Origin of the sequence: Pseudomonas sp. LLC-1 (assembly GCF_002992185.1) — a bacterium.
Lineage (GTDB): Bacteria > Pseudomonadota > Gammaproteobacteria > Pseudomonadales > Pseudomonadaceae > Aquipseudomonas > Aquipseudomonas monteilii.
In genome coordinates this window covers 17,708-32,612 of record NZ_LUVY01000018.1, presented here as the reverse complement: position 1 = coordinate 32,612, position 14,905 = coordinate 17,708, and the positions used below count along the sequence as shown (strand labels likewise).

20 protein-coding genes are annotated in these 14,905 nt (G+C 63.8%); 11 read left to right on the top strand and 9 right to left on the bottom strand.

All coding sequences use genetic code 11. The features are described from left to right. Positions 1 to 119: 119 nt before the first annotated feature. From A0O30_RS20095 to A0O30_RS20070, 6 genes are all read left to right on the top strand, one after another. Positions 120 to 1,163 carry an ABC transporter substrate-binding protein gene (locus A0O30_RS20095; protein ID WP_105947699.1) on the top strand — a complete coding sequence of 348 codons (1,044 nt, stop codon included), beginning with the start codon at positions 120 to 122 and terminating at the stop codon, positions 1,161 to 1,163. After that, positions 1,144 to 1,953, top strand: coding sequence for a class II aldolase/adducin family protein (locus tag A0O30_RS20090; RefSeq protein ID WP_256589729.1), 810 nt, complete (start codon positions 1,144 to 1,146; stop codon positions 1,951 to 1,953). Before A0O30_RS20095 ends, A0O30_RS20090 begins: the two co-directional genes overlap by 20 nt. A 121-nt stretch (positions 1,954 to 2,074) precedes the next feature. Next, the gene (locus A0O30_RS20085; RefSeq protein ID WP_019099052.1) at positions 2,075 to 2,959 is read left to right on the top strand and encodes an O-acetylserine/cysteine exporter; all 885 of its coding nucleotides are present in this window, start codon (positions 2,075 to 2,077) and stop codon (positions 2,957 to 2,959) included. Positions 2,960 to 3,028: 69 nt separating this feature from the next. Then, a complete protein-coding gene (locus tag A0O30_RS20080) occupies positions 3,029 to 3,349 on the top strand; it encodes a YbjQ family protein (RefSeq protein WP_060498989.1) in 321 nt (106 codons plus the stop codon). Between the two features lie 138 nt (positions 3,350 to 3,487). Continuing rightward, positions 3,488 to 3,676, top strand: coding sequence for a hypothetical protein (locus A0O30_RS20075; RefSeq protein ID WP_003253897.1), 189 nt, complete (start codon positions 3,488 to 3,490; stop codon positions 3,674 to 3,676). A gap of 142 nt (positions 3,677 to 3,818) precedes the next feature. Further along, on the top strand, positions 3,819 to 4,130 hold the full coding sequence (locus A0O30_RS20070; RefSeq protein ID WP_060498990.1) for a hypothetical protein: 312 nt from the start codon (positions 3,819 to 3,821) through the stop codon (positions 4,128 to 4,130). A 46-nt stretch (positions 4,131 to 4,176) separates the two neighbouring features. Here A0O30_RS20070 and A0O30_RS20065 read toward each other — a convergent pair whose 3' ends face one another. Both A0O30_RS20065 and ampC read right to left on the bottom strand, forming a co-directional pair. Beyond that, positions 4,177 to 4,509 (bottom strand): hypothetical protein, encoded by a 333-nt coding sequence (locus tag A0O30_RS20065; RefSeq protein ID WP_003253895.1) that lies wholly within the window; start codon positions 4,507 to 4,509, stop codon positions 4,177 to 4,179. Between the two features lie 301 nt (positions 4,510 to 4,810). Further along, positions 4,811 to 5,953, bottom strand: a complete 1,143-nt coding sequence (gene ampC, locus A0O30_RS20060) for a class C beta-lactamase (protein ID WP_105947697.1) — start codon at positions 5,951 to 5,953, stop codon at positions 4,811 to 4,813. A 119-nt stretch (positions 5,954 to 6,072) separates the two neighbouring features. Between ampC and A0O30_RS20055 the strand changes: the two genes are divergently transcribed. Then, positions 6,073 to 7,065, top strand: coding sequence for a bile acid:sodium symporter family protein (locus A0O30_RS20055; RefSeq protein WP_371920911.1), 993 nt, complete (start codon positions 6,073 to 6,075; stop codon positions 7,063 to 7,065). Between the two features lie 47 nt (positions 7,066 to 7,112). On the opposite strand, the gene A0O30_RS20050 is transcribed toward A0O30_RS20055, so the two are convergent. Then, positions 7,113 to 7,706 (bottom strand): DUF4157 domain-containing protein, encoded by a 594-nt coding sequence (locus tag A0O30_RS20050; protein ID WP_105947695.1) that lies wholly within the window; start codon positions 7,704 to 7,706, stop codon positions 7,113 to 7,115. Beyond that, on the bottom strand, positions 7,693 to 8,256 hold the full coding sequence (locus tag A0O30_RS20045) for a TetR/AcrR family transcriptional regulator (protein ID WP_105947694.1): 564 nt from the start codon (positions 8,254 to 8,256) through the stop codon (positions 7,693 to 7,695). Before A0O30_RS20045 ends, A0O30_RS20050 begins: the two co-directional genes overlap by 14 nt. A gap of 89 nt (positions 8,257 to 8,345) precedes the next feature. Between A0O30_RS20045 and A0O30_RS20040 the strand changes: the two genes are divergently transcribed. Next, the gene (locus A0O30_RS20040; protein ID WP_105947693.1) at positions 8,346 to 9,077 is read left to right on the top strand and encodes an SDR family oxidoreductase; all 732 of its coding nucleotides are present in this window, start codon (positions 8,346 to 8,348) and stop codon (positions 9,075 to 9,077) included. A gap of 30 nt (positions 9,078 to 9,107) precedes the next feature. Beyond that, positions 9,108 to 9,722: a 2-hydroxychromene-2-carboxylate isomerase gene (locus A0O30_RS20035; protein WP_105947692.1), complete on the top strand. Its 615-nt coding sequence runs from the start codon at positions 9,108 to 9,110 to the stop codon at positions 9,720 to 9,722. Here the strand turns inward: A0O30_RS20035 and A0O30_RS20030 are convergent. From A0O30_RS20030 to A0O30_RS20010, 5 genes are all read right to left on the bottom strand, one after another. Next, positions 9,695 to 9,994, bottom strand: a complete 300-nt coding sequence (locus tag A0O30_RS20030) for a hypothetical protein (RefSeq protein WP_177410299.1) — start codon at positions 9,992 to 9,994, stop codon at positions 9,695 to 9,697. The two genes, A0O30_RS20035 and A0O30_RS20030, sit on opposite strands and share 28 nt — an antisense overlap. A gap of 2 nt (positions 9,995 to 9,996) precedes the next feature. Then, complete coding sequence (locus A0O30_RS20025) at positions 9,997 to 10,542, bottom strand: cupin domain-containing protein (RefSeq protein ID WP_003248033.1); 546 nt, start codon at positions 10,540 to 10,542, stop codon at positions 9,997 to 9,999. A gap of 81 nt (positions 10,543 to 10,623) precedes the next feature. Then, positions 10,624 to 11,829 carry an MFS transporter gene (locus A0O30_RS20020; protein ID WP_105947691.1) on the bottom strand — a complete coding sequence of 402 codons (1,206 nt, stop codon included), beginning with the start codon at positions 11,827 to 11,829 and terminating at the stop codon, positions 10,624 to 10,626. Positions 11,830 to 11,911: 82 nt separating this feature from the next. Beyond that, the gene (locus tag A0O30_RS20015) at positions 11,912 to 12,445 is read right to left on the bottom strand and encodes a cytochrome b (RefSeq protein ID WP_105947690.1); all 534 of its coding nucleotides are present in this window, start codon (positions 12,443 to 12,445) and stop codon (positions 11,912 to 11,914) included. After that, the gene (locus A0O30_RS20010; protein WP_105947689.1) at positions 12,442 to 13,494 is read right to left on the bottom strand and encodes a catalase family peroxidase; all 1,053 of its coding nucleotides are present in this window, start codon (positions 13,492 to 13,494) and stop codon (positions 12,442 to 12,444) included. Before A0O30_RS20010 ends, A0O30_RS20015 begins: the two co-directional genes overlap by 4 nt. A gap of 124 nt (positions 13,495 to 13,618) precedes the next feature. Between A0O30_RS20010 and A0O30_RS20005 the strand changes: the two genes are divergently transcribed. After that, positions 13,619 to 14,140 (top strand): sigma-70 family RNA polymerase sigma factor, encoded by a 522-nt coding sequence (locus A0O30_RS20005; RefSeq protein WP_105947688.1) that lies wholly within the window; start codon positions 13,619 to 13,621, stop codon positions 14,138 to 14,140. Further along, positions 14,137 to 14,889 carry an anti-sigma factor gene (locus A0O30_RS20000; protein WP_105947687.1) on the top strand — a complete coding sequence of 251 codons (753 nt, stop codon included), beginning with the start codon at positions 14,137 to 14,139 and terminating at the stop codon, positions 14,887 to 14,889. The genes A0O30_RS20005 and A0O30_RS20000 overlap by 4 nt, the downstream gene beginning before the upstream one ends. Positions 14,890 to 14,905: the final 16 nt, after the last annotated feature.

Here is a 14,905-nt window from a genome sequence, read left to right as displayed (position 1 = left end):
AAAAATCAACTTGTTTTTTTACTGATGCGCGACTAGGTTTTGTTCACCCTCACGGCGAGGGCGTGACCTCACAACAACAAGAAAACGGGCCCTTTGGGCACCGGAAGGAGGAAACTACGATGCAGGTATTCCCACGTGTGAGCGGCCTTTGTGCGGCGCTGCTGGCCCTTGGCCTGGGCAGTGCGCAGGCCGCGCCAGAGATGGTTGTGGTCGCTTATGGCGGTGCTGGCCAGAAGGCCCAGGACGAGGCGATCTTCAAGCCGTTCAGCGCGCAGGACGGCAGCAAGTTGATCCAGAGCGAATACAACGGCGAGATGGCGCGGATCCAGGTGATGGCCGACACCGGTAACGTCGACTGGGACGTGGTGCAGATCGAAGGGCCGGACTTGATGCGCGGCTGTGACGAGGGCGTGTACGAGCACCTTGACTGGAAACGCCTGGGCCATGCCGCCGAACTGATCCCCGATGCAGCGCAGGACTGCGGCTCGGCTGCGCTGGTGTGGAGCGTGGCGATCGCTTACGACCGCAACAAGCTGGCCCAGGCACCGACATCGTGGGCCGACTTCTGGGACGTGAACAAGTACCCGGGCAAGCGCGGCCTGCGCAAGCGTGCGGTGTACAACCTGGAGTTCGCCCTGCTGGCCGATGGGGTCAAGGTTGAAGATGTCTACCAGGTACTGTCGACGCCGGCCGGGGTTGAACGTGCCTTCGCCAAACTGAGTGAACTCAAGCCCTACATCCAGTGGTGGGACGCGGGCGCCCAGCCAGCGCAGTGGTTGACTGCAGGCGATGTGGTGATGACCTCCACCTACAGCGGGCGCATCGCCGTGGCAGCACAACAGGGCAGCCCGCTGGCCGTCGTGTGGCCCGGTAGCCTGTATGGCATGGATTACTGGGCGATCATAAAAGGCTCGCGGCATGTGGACCAGGCCAATCGGCTGATTGCCTATGCCAATCAACCGGATACCCAGGTGCGTTATGTGCAGCAGATTCCGTATGGGCCTACCAATACCCAGGCTGCTGCCAGGCTTGACCCGGCCTTGGCCGACTGGGTGCCCACTTCGCCACAGAACCTGCAAGGGGCGCTGGCGATGAATGTGGAATTCTGGGTTGACCATGGCGAAGAGCTGGAACAGCGCTTCAATGCCTGGGCGACCAAGTAGTTTCGTGCCACCTCATCAATCAAGGGCAATGACCATGACCGCAACGGAACAGCACTTGCGCCAGGAGTTGGCGGCTTGTTATCGGCTGATCGCGCACTTTCGCATGAGTGACTTGATCTTCACCCATATTTCCCTGCGCCTGCCGGGGCCGGAGCATCACTTTCTCATCAACCCGTACGGCCTGCTGTTCGATGAAATCACGGCCTCCAGCCTGGTGAAGATCGACTTGCAGGGCAGGCCGGTGGAACCCACGCCGCACCCGGTCAACCCGGCCGGCTTCGTCATTCATAGCGCCATTCATGCCGCCCGCGAGGATGCCCAGTGCGTGCTGCACACTCATACCCGGGCCGGGTGTGCAGTGGCGGCGCTGGAATGTGGGCTGCTGCCGGTGAACCAGATGTCCATGGAGTTTTACGGCAAGGTGGCTTACCACGCTTACGAGGGTATTGCGCTGGACATGGATGAGCAGCAACGGCTGGTGGCCGATCTGGGTGACAAGCCTGTGATGATCCTGCGCAACCATGGCCTGCTGACAACCGGGCGCAGCGTGGCCGAAGCTTTTCTGCGCATGTATTACCTGGAGAAAGCCTGCGAGATCCAGTTGGCGGCGCAGAGTGCCGGGCAACTGGTTTTGCCGCCCCCGGCGGTGTGCGCGCATACCGAGCGGCAGTTCAATGACCCGGGCAGGGGGTTGAAGCAGGGGGAGCTGGCGGACCCGGATGCACTGCAATTGGCATGGGCGGCGCTGTTGCGGATGCTGGAAAAGACCGCGCCTGGCTTTCGGGATTGAACGGATGCAGTAACAGTCACTGTTGCGCAACCCTTGGCCACAACTGTGCTGGTCGCAGCCGAAGGAATAGCCTTATGCTGTAACGAAATATGTCTAGAAAAGCCTGAAGAAGGAACCCGCAATGCCGCTCAAGGACCTGCTCATCGCCCTGGTGGTGATTGTCGCCTGGGGAGTCAACTTCGTGGTCATCAAGGTTGGCCTCGATGGCTTGCCGCCGATGTTGCTGGGGGCATTGCGCTTCTTGTTGGTGGCGTTTCCGGCCATCTTGCTGGTCAGGCGGCCCAAACTGCCGTGGCGCTGGCTGATCGCCTACGGGGCCACCATTTCGCTGGGCCAGTTCGCCTTTCTGTTCCAGGCCATGTACAGCGGCATGCCGCCAGGGCTGGCCTCGTTGATTTTGCAGTCGCAAGCGTTCTTCACCCTCGGCTTCGCTGCGTTGTTCCTGGGTGAGCGGCTGCGCCTGGCCAGCGTGCTGGGGCTGCTGGTGGCGGCCAGCGGCCTGGCATTGATCGGCAGCGAAGACGGCGGCCATGTGCCCATGCTGGCGTTGGTGCTGACCCTGTGCGGCGGCGCCATGTGGGGCCTGGGTAACATCATCACCCGGCGGTTTGGTTCGGTTGACCTGGTGGCACTGGTGATCTGGGGCGGCCTGATCCCGCCGTTGCCGTTCCTGGCGTTGTCCTGGTGGCTGGAAGGGCCTGAGCGCATTGGCCATGCGTTGGCCAACATCAGCTGGAGCTCGGTGCTGGCGTTGGCGTACCTGGCCTTTGTCGCCACCATGCTTGGCTACAGCTTGTGGAGCAAGCTGTTGTCACGCCACCCGGCTGGCAAGGTGGCACCTTTTTCGTTGCTGGTGCCGGTGATTGGCCTGAGTTCGTCGGCATTGCTGCTGGGCGAACGGCTGACCGCAACCCAAGGTTGGGGGGCACTGCTGGTGATGGCCGGGTTGCTGGTGAACGTGTTTGGCGCGCGGCTTGGCCAACGCTTGCGCGCGGCCAACGCGTAAAGCGGTCCCATCTGCCGGACTGCGCTCTGTTAGAATCGGCCTCTTTTGCCAGGCCAGCGGAGCGCACCCATGATCATTTCCACCACCAGCCAGCTCGAAGGCCGCCCGATTGCCGAATACCTGGGCGTGGTCAGCTCCGAATCGGTGCAGGGCATCAACTTCGTGCGCGATTTCTTTGCACGCTTTCGCGATGTGTTCGGCGGCCGTTCGCAAACCCTGGAGAGCGCCCTGCGCGAGGCGCGCGAGCAGGCCACCGAAGAACTCAAGGCTCGGGCACGCCAGTTGCAAGCCGATGCGGTAGTGGGTGTGGATTTCGAGATCAGTATGCCGTCGGTACAGGGCGGTATGGTCGTGGTATTTGCCACCGGTACGGCAGTGCGCTTGAAGTAGAGCGGGTTGCCACTGGTCGGCTGCCGGAATCTTGTCCGGGCGGTCCGCAAATGACCAGCTAGTCTCATTTTCACAGGCCGCGTTTCCTGGGCAGCTCTTCTGGTTGCCGACGCGACCGCCACTGGAGGGAGACAGGGCATGAGCGAATCCTTTTTCGAAGACCTGAATGACGCGTTCCCGATCAACAGCCAGGTGCGTTGCGGTCAGGCGGCCTTTCGCCTGGGCTTCGCCCACATGACGCTGGATGATTCCGAACAGCTCCAGCCTGCACACCTGCAGCGCAGCAAAAAAGGCCGCTTCATGCCGCGGGTTCCGCTGAAGAAGTGATCCCGCCCCCGAACATGACCCCGCTGAATGGCGGGGTTTTTATTGCGCTTTGTTGATCCGCCTCATGGCATTGCCGGGTAGCACTCGCCGGCTGGCCGAGGTTGTGGTTTTCTGGCGGGGCATTCCAGTAACGGAGGATTGAATGCTCATGCGAGTCAGGGAACAGACCTATTGGCAGTGGGCCGACGCCCAACTGCACAGCCGCAGCCACGATGAAGCCCTCAGTGACGGCACCACGCTGGATGTGCAGGTGCGCCTGTCACGCCTGGGGGCCACTCAGCTGTTTTTGGGGTTGTACGCTGGAGATGGGCGCGCACTGCTGGAGGAGTACTACCCGACACGGCCGGGCGAGACCATGACCCGCGCCCTGGTTTGGGGTGTCGACCGCGCCCGGGCGATGGCAACCGGTGCCTTGCCCTTGCCAGAAACCTGCAGCCAGCGGCGCCAGGCATGAAAAAGCCCGGCCAAAGTGGGCCGGGCTCAGGTAAAGGCGGGAACCCTCAATTGAGCGGTTCGATCACCTTGACTGCCTGCTGCTCACGGGCAGCGGGCCATTCTTGTTGCAGGGTCTGCAGCACGCGGCCAACGAACTCGGTGTCGGCGGCGGCCTTCTTGCCAACGTAGCCCTGGCCGCGGCGGTAGACCTTGAAGCGTGCACGCATGCTGGGCAGGTGCTCTTCAAATTCATCTTCGACGGTGTTCGGTGGCAGGCGGTCGAGGCGCACTTCACCGGTTTGGCTGACCCACAGCAGGTGGTCGTCAAGGCTGTCTTTGCGTACGGCGAACAGCTGGGCCAATTGGTCGATAGTCGGATTGTTGTTCAAGTTCATCATAAAGCCCCCATTACCCATTCGTAGGTGATTTTCACAGTTGGCGCTACCACGGTGTAGCGCACTACCAAGGCTGCTACAGCAGCATCGCAACAGGGGCTTTCTCACGCTGCCTTTTGGACAGTTTCCCTCTCCACGGACGGCCTGCGTTACCGCGCAGGCCGTCTGGAACACCCTTGCCACCGCTCCCGATCGGGGAGACGGCTTCATCATGCACAAGGGCGATGAACGGCGTCAACCATTTTGTAGTGAATATTTTCTGGCACTACATTTCTGTCGTTTTGTTCGACAATCGCTGCTCGTACTACAGGCCGGACAGTATCTCGAAGGCGGCGCGCACCCGCGCTTCGTTCGGGTAGTTTCGGTTGGCCAGCAACACGATCGCCAGCTGTTCGGAAGGCACGAACGCGGCGTAGGCACCAAAACCGTTGGTTGAACCGGTCTTGTTGTACCAGGCAGCCGGCTGGGCGGGCAGGGCCGGTTGCAGCCGTGTGGTTGCCTGGGGTTCACGGATCAGCCGCGGGCTGTTGCCATCGACCAGCGTGGCCAGGGTTGCCGGGTAGGGGTAGCGTTCCCAGCCCAGGCCCTGCGTCATGGCGCCGACCTGGAAGTAGCCTTGCTGGGTGATGTCGATGGCTTTCACCAGTGCTGGCGGCAAGCCTTCAGGCTGCATCTGCAGGCGCACGTAACGCAGCAAGTCGCTGGCGCTGGTCTTGATGCCATAGGCTTCGTCGGCGTACGGGCCGGGGCCGACGCGCACCGGTTTTTCGGCGGCATCGTACCCTTGGGCATAAAGGCCCTGGGCGCTGGCCGGGATGTGCAGGTAGGTGTTCTCCAGGCCCATTTTCGGCAGCAGGCCTTCGGTCATCAGTGTGGCAAACGGCTGGTGCTGCGCGCGGGCGGCAAGGTCACCAAACAAGCCAAGGCTAGGATTGGAATAGCAGCGTTGCGTACCGGGCTTGGCGTGGGGCTGCCAGTGTCGGAAGAAATCGACGACCTGCTGCGGCGTCTGCACCGCATCCGGGAACTGCAAGGGCAGGCAGTCGGCACTGTAGGCGCCCAGTTCCAGCACCGTGGCGTCGCCGATGGGCGTGCCGGCCAGCGCCGGGTGGTAGCGTTTGGCCGGCGCGGTGAGGTCCAGCTGGCCCTCGGCACTGGCCAGTGCGGCCAGGGTGGCGGTGTAGGTCTTGCTCAGCGAACCGATCTCGAACAGCGTGTCACGGCTCACCGGCACGTTGTCGGCCTTGCTGGCCACGCCGTAGCTGAAGTAGTGCGCGTGGTCGCGGGCGTAGATGGCCACGGCCATGCCGCTGATGCCTTGCGCCTGCATCAGTGGGCGGACGATACGGTCTACCTTGGCTTGCAGCTGGTCATCGGCCTGGGCGCCGGCATGGCCCAAGGTGAGGGTAATGGCGGCTGCAAGCGCGGCCAGGCGGGAGAGGGGCATGGTGGGGTCCTTTTGTGGAGCGTGTCCGTTGAGCGATACCGGTGGGGGTTCCGGCGTTAGCGGCGAAAAGCCGCAGACCTTATCGTTTGCCCTTGCACAATGACAAGATGGACACAGTGATGAAGTATTTGCGCATGTTATTCGACAATTTCACCCTGGCCTTGCTCGGGGTGGTGCTGATTGCCACCGTGCTGCCTTGCTCAGGGGATGGCGCAGTGTATTTCGGCTGGCTGACCAACCTGGCCATCGGCCTGCTGTTCTTCCTGCACGGCGCCAAGCTGTCGCGTGAGGCGATCATTGCCGGTGCCGGGCACTGGCGCCTGCACCTGCTGGTGTTCTCCTGCACGTTCGTGCTGTTCCCGTTGCTGGGCCTGGCCTTCAAGCCGCTGTTCGTGCCGCTGGTGGGCAATGAACTGTACCTGGGCGTGCTCTACCTGTGTGCCTTGCCGGCTACCGTGCAGTCGGCCATTGCGTTCACTTCGCTGGCCCGTGGCAATGTGCCGGCGGCCATTTGCAGTGCTGCAGCGTCCAGCCTGCTGGGCATCTTCCTTACCCCGTTGCTGGTGATGATGCTGCTGGGCGCCAGTGGCGACACCGGCTCTGGCCTGGATGCCGTGCTGAAGATCACCTTGCAACTGCTGGTGCCGTTCGTGGCGGGGCAGATTGCGCGACGCTGGATCGGCGCCTGGGTCAAGCGCAATGCCCGTTGGCTCAAGGTGGTGGATCAGGGCTCGATCCTGCTGGTGGTGTACACCGCCTTCAGCGAGGCAGTCGTCACCGGGCTGTGGCACACGGTATCGCCGCAGCACCTGGCCGGGTTGTTCGCCGTGTGCGGGATTCTGCTGGCGGTGGTGCTGTTTGGCACTCGTCTGCTTGGCAAGGTGCTGGGCTTTGACCTGGAAGACCGTATCACCATCCTGTTCGCCGGCTCCAAGAAGAGCCTGGCGACCGGCGTACCGATGGCCCAGGTGTTGTTCGTGGGCAGCGGCATTGGTGCGATGATCTTGCCGCTGATGCTGTTCCATCAGATCCAGCTGATGGTCTGCGCGGTGTTGGCGCAGCGTTATGCCAGCCGAGAGCAAGTGACAGAAGAGGCATCGGCGGCGTCCTGAAAAACCAAGCGCAGCGGGCGCGCCCACAGCGGCGCGCACCGCTGCTGCTATCTGGCCTGGCCCGAGCCGCGTTCGCGCAGAGCCTTGCCCACCTCTGCCTCGATCTTGTAGGCAGGTCCCTCCAGGTCGTCGTAGTTGCGTGTATAGCGCCGGGCGAATTCCTCTACCCCCAGTTCCTGATATTGCTGCACATGCTTGAGCTCATGTGCCCACAGGGCCACGTTGTTCTCGGCATCGTCGGCCCGGCGGAAGATGATCGTGTCGATCAGCGTCACAGCGTTCACATCAGGGTTTTGCAACAATGCATTGGCCGCGCTCATCTGCTGTTCGTCACCCACCCGGAAGCGCGCTGCGTCAAGCACGGCAAAGTCGTACCAGGGTTCGAGTTGCGCCCGGATATGCAGCGGGATCGGCTCGACGCCGTTGGCGGTGGCCTCATCCCTGGCCTGGCGCAAGGCGAACGTCAGGCTGGAAGACGCCATGACCTCCACATCCTTGAGAATCTGGCCGGCCTGACCTGGGTCTATCGGCGCACAGAAACACCCCATCAGGCACACCTGGTATTGCCCGGGTGGGCACGCTTGTTCGGCAAGCGCGGGCAGCGCCAGTGTGAGGCCCAGCAGCAGGCTAATCCGCTTCATGCAGGGCCTTTTCGACAAACTGGCGGCTTGCGTCCAGCACCTGCGACTGCACACCCTCAGTGGCCAGCATGCGCCCGACCATCAACGCACCGACGCATTGGCTGATGAGCACCCAGGCCAGTTGATCATCCTCCAGTGTTGCACACCAGGCATTGTGCAGGCTGACCAGCCAGTGCTCGGCCTCTTCGCGCACGGGCGCGGCGGCCCGGGCGATTTCCACACCCAGCGGCGGCAGCGGGCAGCCACCTTCGGCATTGTGCAGGTGGGCCAGGCTCAGGTACTGCTGCAGGCAACGGCCCAGCCGCTCGCGGCTTGCGCCCGAACTGGCCAGGCGTGCCAGTGGGCTGTTGCACAGCTCCTGGCGTACCACTTCGGTGAACAGGTCATCTTTGGAAGGGAAGTGGTTGTAGAAGGCGCCGCCGGTCAGGCCAATCGCTTTCATCAGCCCGGCCACGCCGGTGCTGGAAAAACCTCCCCGCTTGGCCAGCGCGCCGCTGCTGGCCAGCAGCCGCTCGCGGGTTTGCTGTTTGTGTTCATTGGAGTAGCGCATTCACATGCCTCTGCAGGCGGGCTTGACGATGACCGCGATCTTAACATAGCGTTCGTTTACTAAACGATCATTCACCAATGGAGGCAGGCATGGCAGAACAACAAAAAGTAGTGCTGGTGATTGGTGCAGGCGACGCCACCGGGGGTGAGATTGCCAAGCGCTTTGCCCGCGAGGGTTATGTCGCTTGCGTGACCCGGCGCCAGGCCGAAAAACTGCAACCGCTGCTGGAGGAAATACGCGCAGCCGGTGGCCAGGCCCATGGGTTTGGCTCTGATGCACGCAAGGAGGATGAAGTGGCCGCGCTGGTCGAGACTATCGAGCGTGATATTGGCCCTATCGAGGCGTTTGTCTTCAATATCGGTGCCAATGTTCCCTGCAGCATCCTTGAAGAAACCCCGCGCAAGTACTTCAAGATCTGGGAAATGGCCTGCTTTGCCGGTTTTCTCACGGCTCAAGCAGTTGCCCGGCGCATGGTTCAACGTGAACGTGGCACCCTTCTGTTTACTGGCGCCACCGCTGGCACGCGTGGTGCAGCCGGGTTCGCCGCTTTTGCCGGGGCCAAGCATGGCTTGCGTGCCCTGGCCCAGAGCATGGCGCGCGAGCTGGGGCCGCGGAACATTCATGTCGCGCATGTGGTGGTAGACGGGGCCATCGACACGGCCTTCATCCGTGACAGCTTCCCCGAGCGTTACGCCCTCAAGGATCAGGATGGCATTCTCGACCCCGCGCACATTGCCGACAGCTACTGGTTCTTGCACGCCCAGCCGCGAGACGCCTGGACATTCGAACTGGACCTGCGCCCCTGGATGGAACGTTGGTAAGCCCCTCTCACCCAGCAAGGACCGAAACCCATGCACAACACTGTCGATTTCTACTTTGACCTGGGCAGCCCGGCCAGCTACCTGGCCTGGACGCAACTGCCGAGCCTGTGCGCTCGCCGGGGTGCCACACTGCGCTACCGGCCAATGCTGCTGGGAGGGGTGTTTCAAGCGACTGGCAATGCTTCGCCGGCCATGATCCCGGCCAAGGGCCGCTACATGTTCACCGACCTGGCGCGCTTTGCCGCTCGTTATGGCGTGCCGTTCGGCATGCCGCCGGGGTTCCCGGTCAATACGCTGAGCTTGATGCGCGGCGTGATGGGCACCCAGTTGCATTCCCCGGAGCGGTTCGAGCCGTTGCTGTCGGCGCTGTTCAATGGGCTGTGGGCGCAGCGGCGTAACCTGGGCGACAGCGCCGTTCTGGATGAAGCACTGACAGCGGCAGGCTTCGATCCACAGGCTTTTCACGCACTGACGGCTGACGGTGAAGTGAAGGCGGCGCTCAAGCAGGCGACCGAGGCGGCTGTGGCGCGTGGGGTGTTTGGTGCGCCGACCTGTTTTGTGGGTGAGGCGATGTTCTTTGGGCAGGACCGCCTGGATTTTGTCGAGGAGGCATTGACTCAAGGGGCTAGCAGCTTTTCCAGCTGAGTGCGCTCCCACAGGCTGAGCAGGTCGACCGGGTTGGTGCCGTAGCGCTGCCAATCTTCGAGCCCGGCTTGCTGGCCGCCCGGGGTATGGCAGTGGACGCAATGGGCAAGGCCTTCGGCATCCAGGGCCAACGTCAATCGCCAACCTTGAATGCTCACATCGACCAGGCTATCAGCGTGGCGTGCACACACTTCAAGTGGGTGCACGCCCAAGGCTGCGTTGCGCAGGCATTGATAAATGTCGCGCGTGTTCAGCGAAGCCCGTTGCGTCAAGGTCAGAAATTCGCCGGGGTGTTGGCGCTGATGATCTCGGCCTCGTCCGGGCCAATGTTCTTGAAACTGTGCGGCAGGGTAGTGGGAATGTAGTAGCCATCGCCCGAGTTGAGGACGCTGACCTGGCCATCGACCCACAGCTCCACGGTGCCGCGAGTGACCAGGCCACATTCTTCGCCCTCGGCATGCACGATCGGCTCGCCCGAGTCGGCGCCGGGGGCATACAGTTCGCGCAGCATGCGCATCTGTCGGCCTTCGACACTTGCACCGACCAGCAACATGCGCAGGCCGTTGCGGCCCAGGTCGGGCTGTTCGCCACCCCGGAACACGTAGCGCTCTTCACGCACCGGCTCGTCGAAACTGAAAAACTCCGCCAGGCTCATGGGAATGCCTTCAAGCAGTTTTTTCAGGGAGCTGACCGAAGGGCTGACGCGATTCTGCTCGATCTGCGAGATCGTCGAATTGGTCAGCCCGCTGCGACGGGCCAGTTCCCGTTGGGAGAGGTTGTTGCGTTCACGCACCAGTTTGAGTCGCGTCCCCGTGTCCATAGCCGCCTTGTAATCAGAGGTGTCAATAATAATGAGCGATGCGCATTAAAACACACTCTGCGCGCTTGCGCGCTGTGCTTGTCAAAGCCGCTGTTCACGCGGCATCGGCCACAACCCGACCAGCAACAACAGCACGGCCACGGCCAGGAATGGCAAGCGCGGATCGAGCGCATACACCAAGGTACCGGCCAGTGGCCCGATCACGGCGCCCATGCCTTGTGCCGCGCCAATGGAGCCGGCTGTAGCGCCTTGTTCAGACGCCTGCATGGCATTGGCCGCCAGCGCTGAGAACGACGGGAAGACAAAGCCCATGCCGGCTGCCGCGACGAAGTAGCACGCCCATAGCCAAGGTGCGGTAGCCGCGAGCGAGCCGCAGGCAAAGCCGATGGCCGAAACCGTGGCGCCTACCCGGATCATCTTCAGCGGTGGCCATTCCAGCTTGCGCAGCAGTATCTGCGACAGCATCAGTGCCACGCCTACGGTAGTCAGCGCGATGCCGGCGGCCTGGGCCGCTTCTGCCGGGCCCAGGTGCAGGCGGTCGAGAGCGAAGAAACCGACGACGATCTGCGACACGGTGACACTGAGCATGGCGCTGAACGCCACCAGCAAGGGCCGACGCAGGCGCGGGTCGCCCAGCCGCACCGGGCTGGGGGCGTGGCTGTGGGGCAGGGCCTGCGGCTTGAGGGTGAACAGCAGCACAAGGAAGGCGCTGGCCGGCAGCAGCGACATGATATGGAATGGCAGGCTCAGGCTATGCCGCGCCAGTAGCGCAGCCAGCGCTGGCCCCACCACCAGACCGACGGCGTTGGCCGCCCCTAGCGAGGCCATGGCGCGCGCGCGTCGCTGCGGCTCGACATGGTCTGCAATCAGTGCGTTGCAGCCCACCGGGATGGCGGCATAGAAAGCGCCGATACAGCCGCGCGCGATCATCAGGCCAAAGAAGGCCAGGGTCGCCCCCGGCATGAAGCGCAGTGCGCCTTCGACGAACAGGCACAACAGCCAGTACGCCAGGGTGAATCCGGCAGTGCCCAGCAACAGAATGCGCCGGCGGCCCAGGCGGTCTGAAGCCCGGCCCCAGGGCCGGGCCAGCAGCACCCAGACCACGCCGGCCACCGTTACGGCGGCGCCGGCCTGCCAGGTGGCCATGCCGAGTTGGCGGGCGATCGGGCCGATCAGGGCGACGAAGGCCATCATCGACATGGTACAGGCCATGTTGGCCAGCAGCAGCGGGCGTAAGTCCAGCGTGCTGGCAGGTAGAAGGGTTGCAGAGTCCTTTGCGACGTTCATGGGCAGTCCAGGTAGTGCGGCAAGTGAAAGCCGATCTTATTAAGAATAATTATCGTTTGTCGAACCCCTGGGCTGCTGCCGGTCAGTCGTTGCGACGCAGGGGGCCAGGCCACATGCTACGCAACACGCCGTCGCGGCGCACCCACGCGTGCATCAAAGCCGCCGCCACATGCACCAGCACCGTGGCGAACAGCAGGTAGCCGGCCCAGCCATGGGCCTGACGCAGCACGGCATACAACTGGAGGTTGTGCGGGGCGATGGCGGGCAAGCCCAGCGGGCGAGGGTAGTCGCCGGCCGACAGCATGGCCCAGCCCAGCAACGGCATGGCCAGCATCAGGGCATAGAGCAACAGGTGCGAGGCCCCGGCGGCCCAGCGCTGCAGTGTCGGCAGCGCCGGCGGCAGCGGCGGGTGAGGCACGGCCAGGCGTACGGCGATGCGCAGCACGACCAGTACCAACAGGGCCAGGCCGGTGGCCTTGTGCAGGCTGATCAGCACGGGGTGGCGCGGCGACAGGTCGGCGACCATGCTTACGCCGATGAACAACATGGCCAGGATCAGCACGGCCATCAACCAGTGCAGCAAACGGGCGAACGGGTGGAAGGCTTCGGGTCTCATGGCTGGGCTCCGGTGCTGAGCGATTCACGGCTGCGGCGATTGAACGATTCCGAGTAGGCGGCGGAGCGGGCGGCGAGAATCGGGTCGCCTGACGCCTCGATGCCGTGCGGCAGAATCAGCGGGTCAAAGTTGAGGTCGCGGCAGGCCCCTTGCTCCGGGGCGTCGACGTGCTCCAGCACCAGGGTGCCGGCGTCTACGCTGCGCCGCTCGGTGGGCCAGGGGCGGGCAGGATCGTCCACTGCATCGCCCGGGTCGGCCAGCACCAGGCGCAGCGTCCAGCGCAGCGGGCTTTGGGCCAAGCGCTGCTGCAGGTCGTGCTGCAGGAACTGCTTGTCATCTACTTGGGCAGGCAACGCAGCAAATGCGGCTTGTGGTTCAAGTTGCCAGCGTACCGGGTGGGCCACCCCGGCTGCGTCGATCAGGCGGAAGGCATTGATGCTGTGGTATTGCGTGCTGGCGAAGCTGTCGCTGGGCTTGTAGCTGGCCGCCCATTGGCGAAACGCCGCGCTTTCCGGGTGGGCAGCGAAGAACGCCTGTAGCCTGGCGGGGTCCGGCTTGTGGGTGGTTGGGTCTGGTGCGCCCGCCAGCACTTGCTCGTAGAACCCTTGTGGGGTGCTGACCGCCAGCACTGGCGGGTTGTTCATGCCGGTGCGCCAGACCTGGCCGTCGTCGGTGCTCAGCTGAATCGCCAGGCTGCGTACCGGAATGCCGGTGTCCGGGGCAAACGGGTTGGCACCGCCGATGGCGAAACGGCCGATCACCGGCACCCGCGACTGGCTGAATGCTCGCGCCGTGGACAGCTTGGCGGCCTGCCCGCTGGCCTGGAAGTAGCCGCTGACGCACAGGCCTTTGGCGTGGTTCTTGCGATAGCCCGGGTAATGCCCGGCCTGGGCTTCGAAGGTGTCGATGATGCGTTGCGGCGTCAGCCGGTTTTCGCCGAGCCAGCCGGCGGCATAGGCAAAGCCGGCGCCTGCGGCCAGCATCACGGCGCCGATGGCAGCCAGGCGCAACGCTTTGGCCGGGCCGTGCAAGGGTGAGTTCATGGTCATCGTCCGGTTGGGGGAATGTGCCGGTACGACGGTTCAGGGAAAAACTTATTCCCTCGGAGGGAATAGAATTTGCCGCCAGGCGTCTGCCTTTTACACTGACAACTTCAAAGGCCGGGACTTTGCCATGCACGATCTGGACGACCACCAGTGGCGCGAGCTGCTGGCCCGCCTGCGCCGCTTTGCCGTGTGGCTGACCCGCGAGCCGGGCAGCGCCGACGACCTGGTGCAGGCCACGGTCGAGCGGGCCCTGAGCCGGCGTGACCAGCAACGCGATGCTGATGCACTGCGCGCCTGGCTGTTCACCATTCTTTATCGGCAGTTTCTCGACGGTAAACGCCGCGAGCGCATGCATGCGCGCTGGTTGTCCTGGTTCGGCCGCGCCGAGCGCGACGACGAGCCGGTTGGCGACAACCTCGAAGCCATCGTCCTGGCCCAGGCCGACCTGCAGGCGTTTGCCCGGCTGTCGGCAGAGCAGCGCGCCCTGTTGCTGCTGGTCAGTATCGAAGGTTTGAGTTACAAGGAGGCCGCCCAGGCCTTGGGCATCCCCATCGGCACTGTGATGTCGCGCCTGTCGCGCGCGCGCAATGCCTTGCGCGAACTGACCGAGGGCAACCCGCAGCCCCCGGCCTTGCGGAGACTGAAATGACGCGCCTGATCCCCAGCGAAGACGAATTGCACGCTTACGTCGATGAGCGCCTTGGGCCTGTGCGCCGGGCCGAGGTGCAGGCCTGGCTGGCGGCCAACCCACAGGCTGCGGAGCGGGTGGAGGGCTGGCGTGCCGATGCCCGCCGGCTGCGTACCGCGTTGGCCGGGTTTGGCGAAATGCCCGGGGCCGCGCAGCTGGACCTTGGGCAGTTACGGCGGCAATTGCGCCAGCGTCGTCAGCGGCGCTGGGCGACGGCGGCGGTGGTGATGCTGGCATTGGGTATGGGAGGGCTGGGCGGCTGGCAAGTGCGCGATGCCACCCTGGCGCGGGTCGATTTGCCCATGGCCGATGCCGTCCAGGCGCACCGCTTGTTTGCCGACAGCCAGACGCTGGATATCCAGGCCAGCGACCCGGGGCAGTTGCGCGACTGGCTGGGGCGGCACTTCAATCGTGTGGGCCAGTTGCCCGACCTGGCGGGCTATGGTTTCAAACCGGTAGGGGCGCGGTTGCTCAGCAACGAGCAAGGGCCGGCGGCCCTGCTGGTGTTTGAAGATGGCAAAGGCCAGCGCATCAGCCTGTTCCTGCGCTCACCGGGCGAGCTTTATCGGCGCATGCCGGACGGGCAGCGGGTCGATGGTCAGCTGGAGGCAAGGTATTGGTCGCATGGGGCTTACAACTTTGCCCTGGTCAGCGCGGCGGATGATTTGCGTGGAGCAGGTGTAGGGGAGGCGTTACGGCTGGGTTTGTGAAGATCAGCTTCGCCGT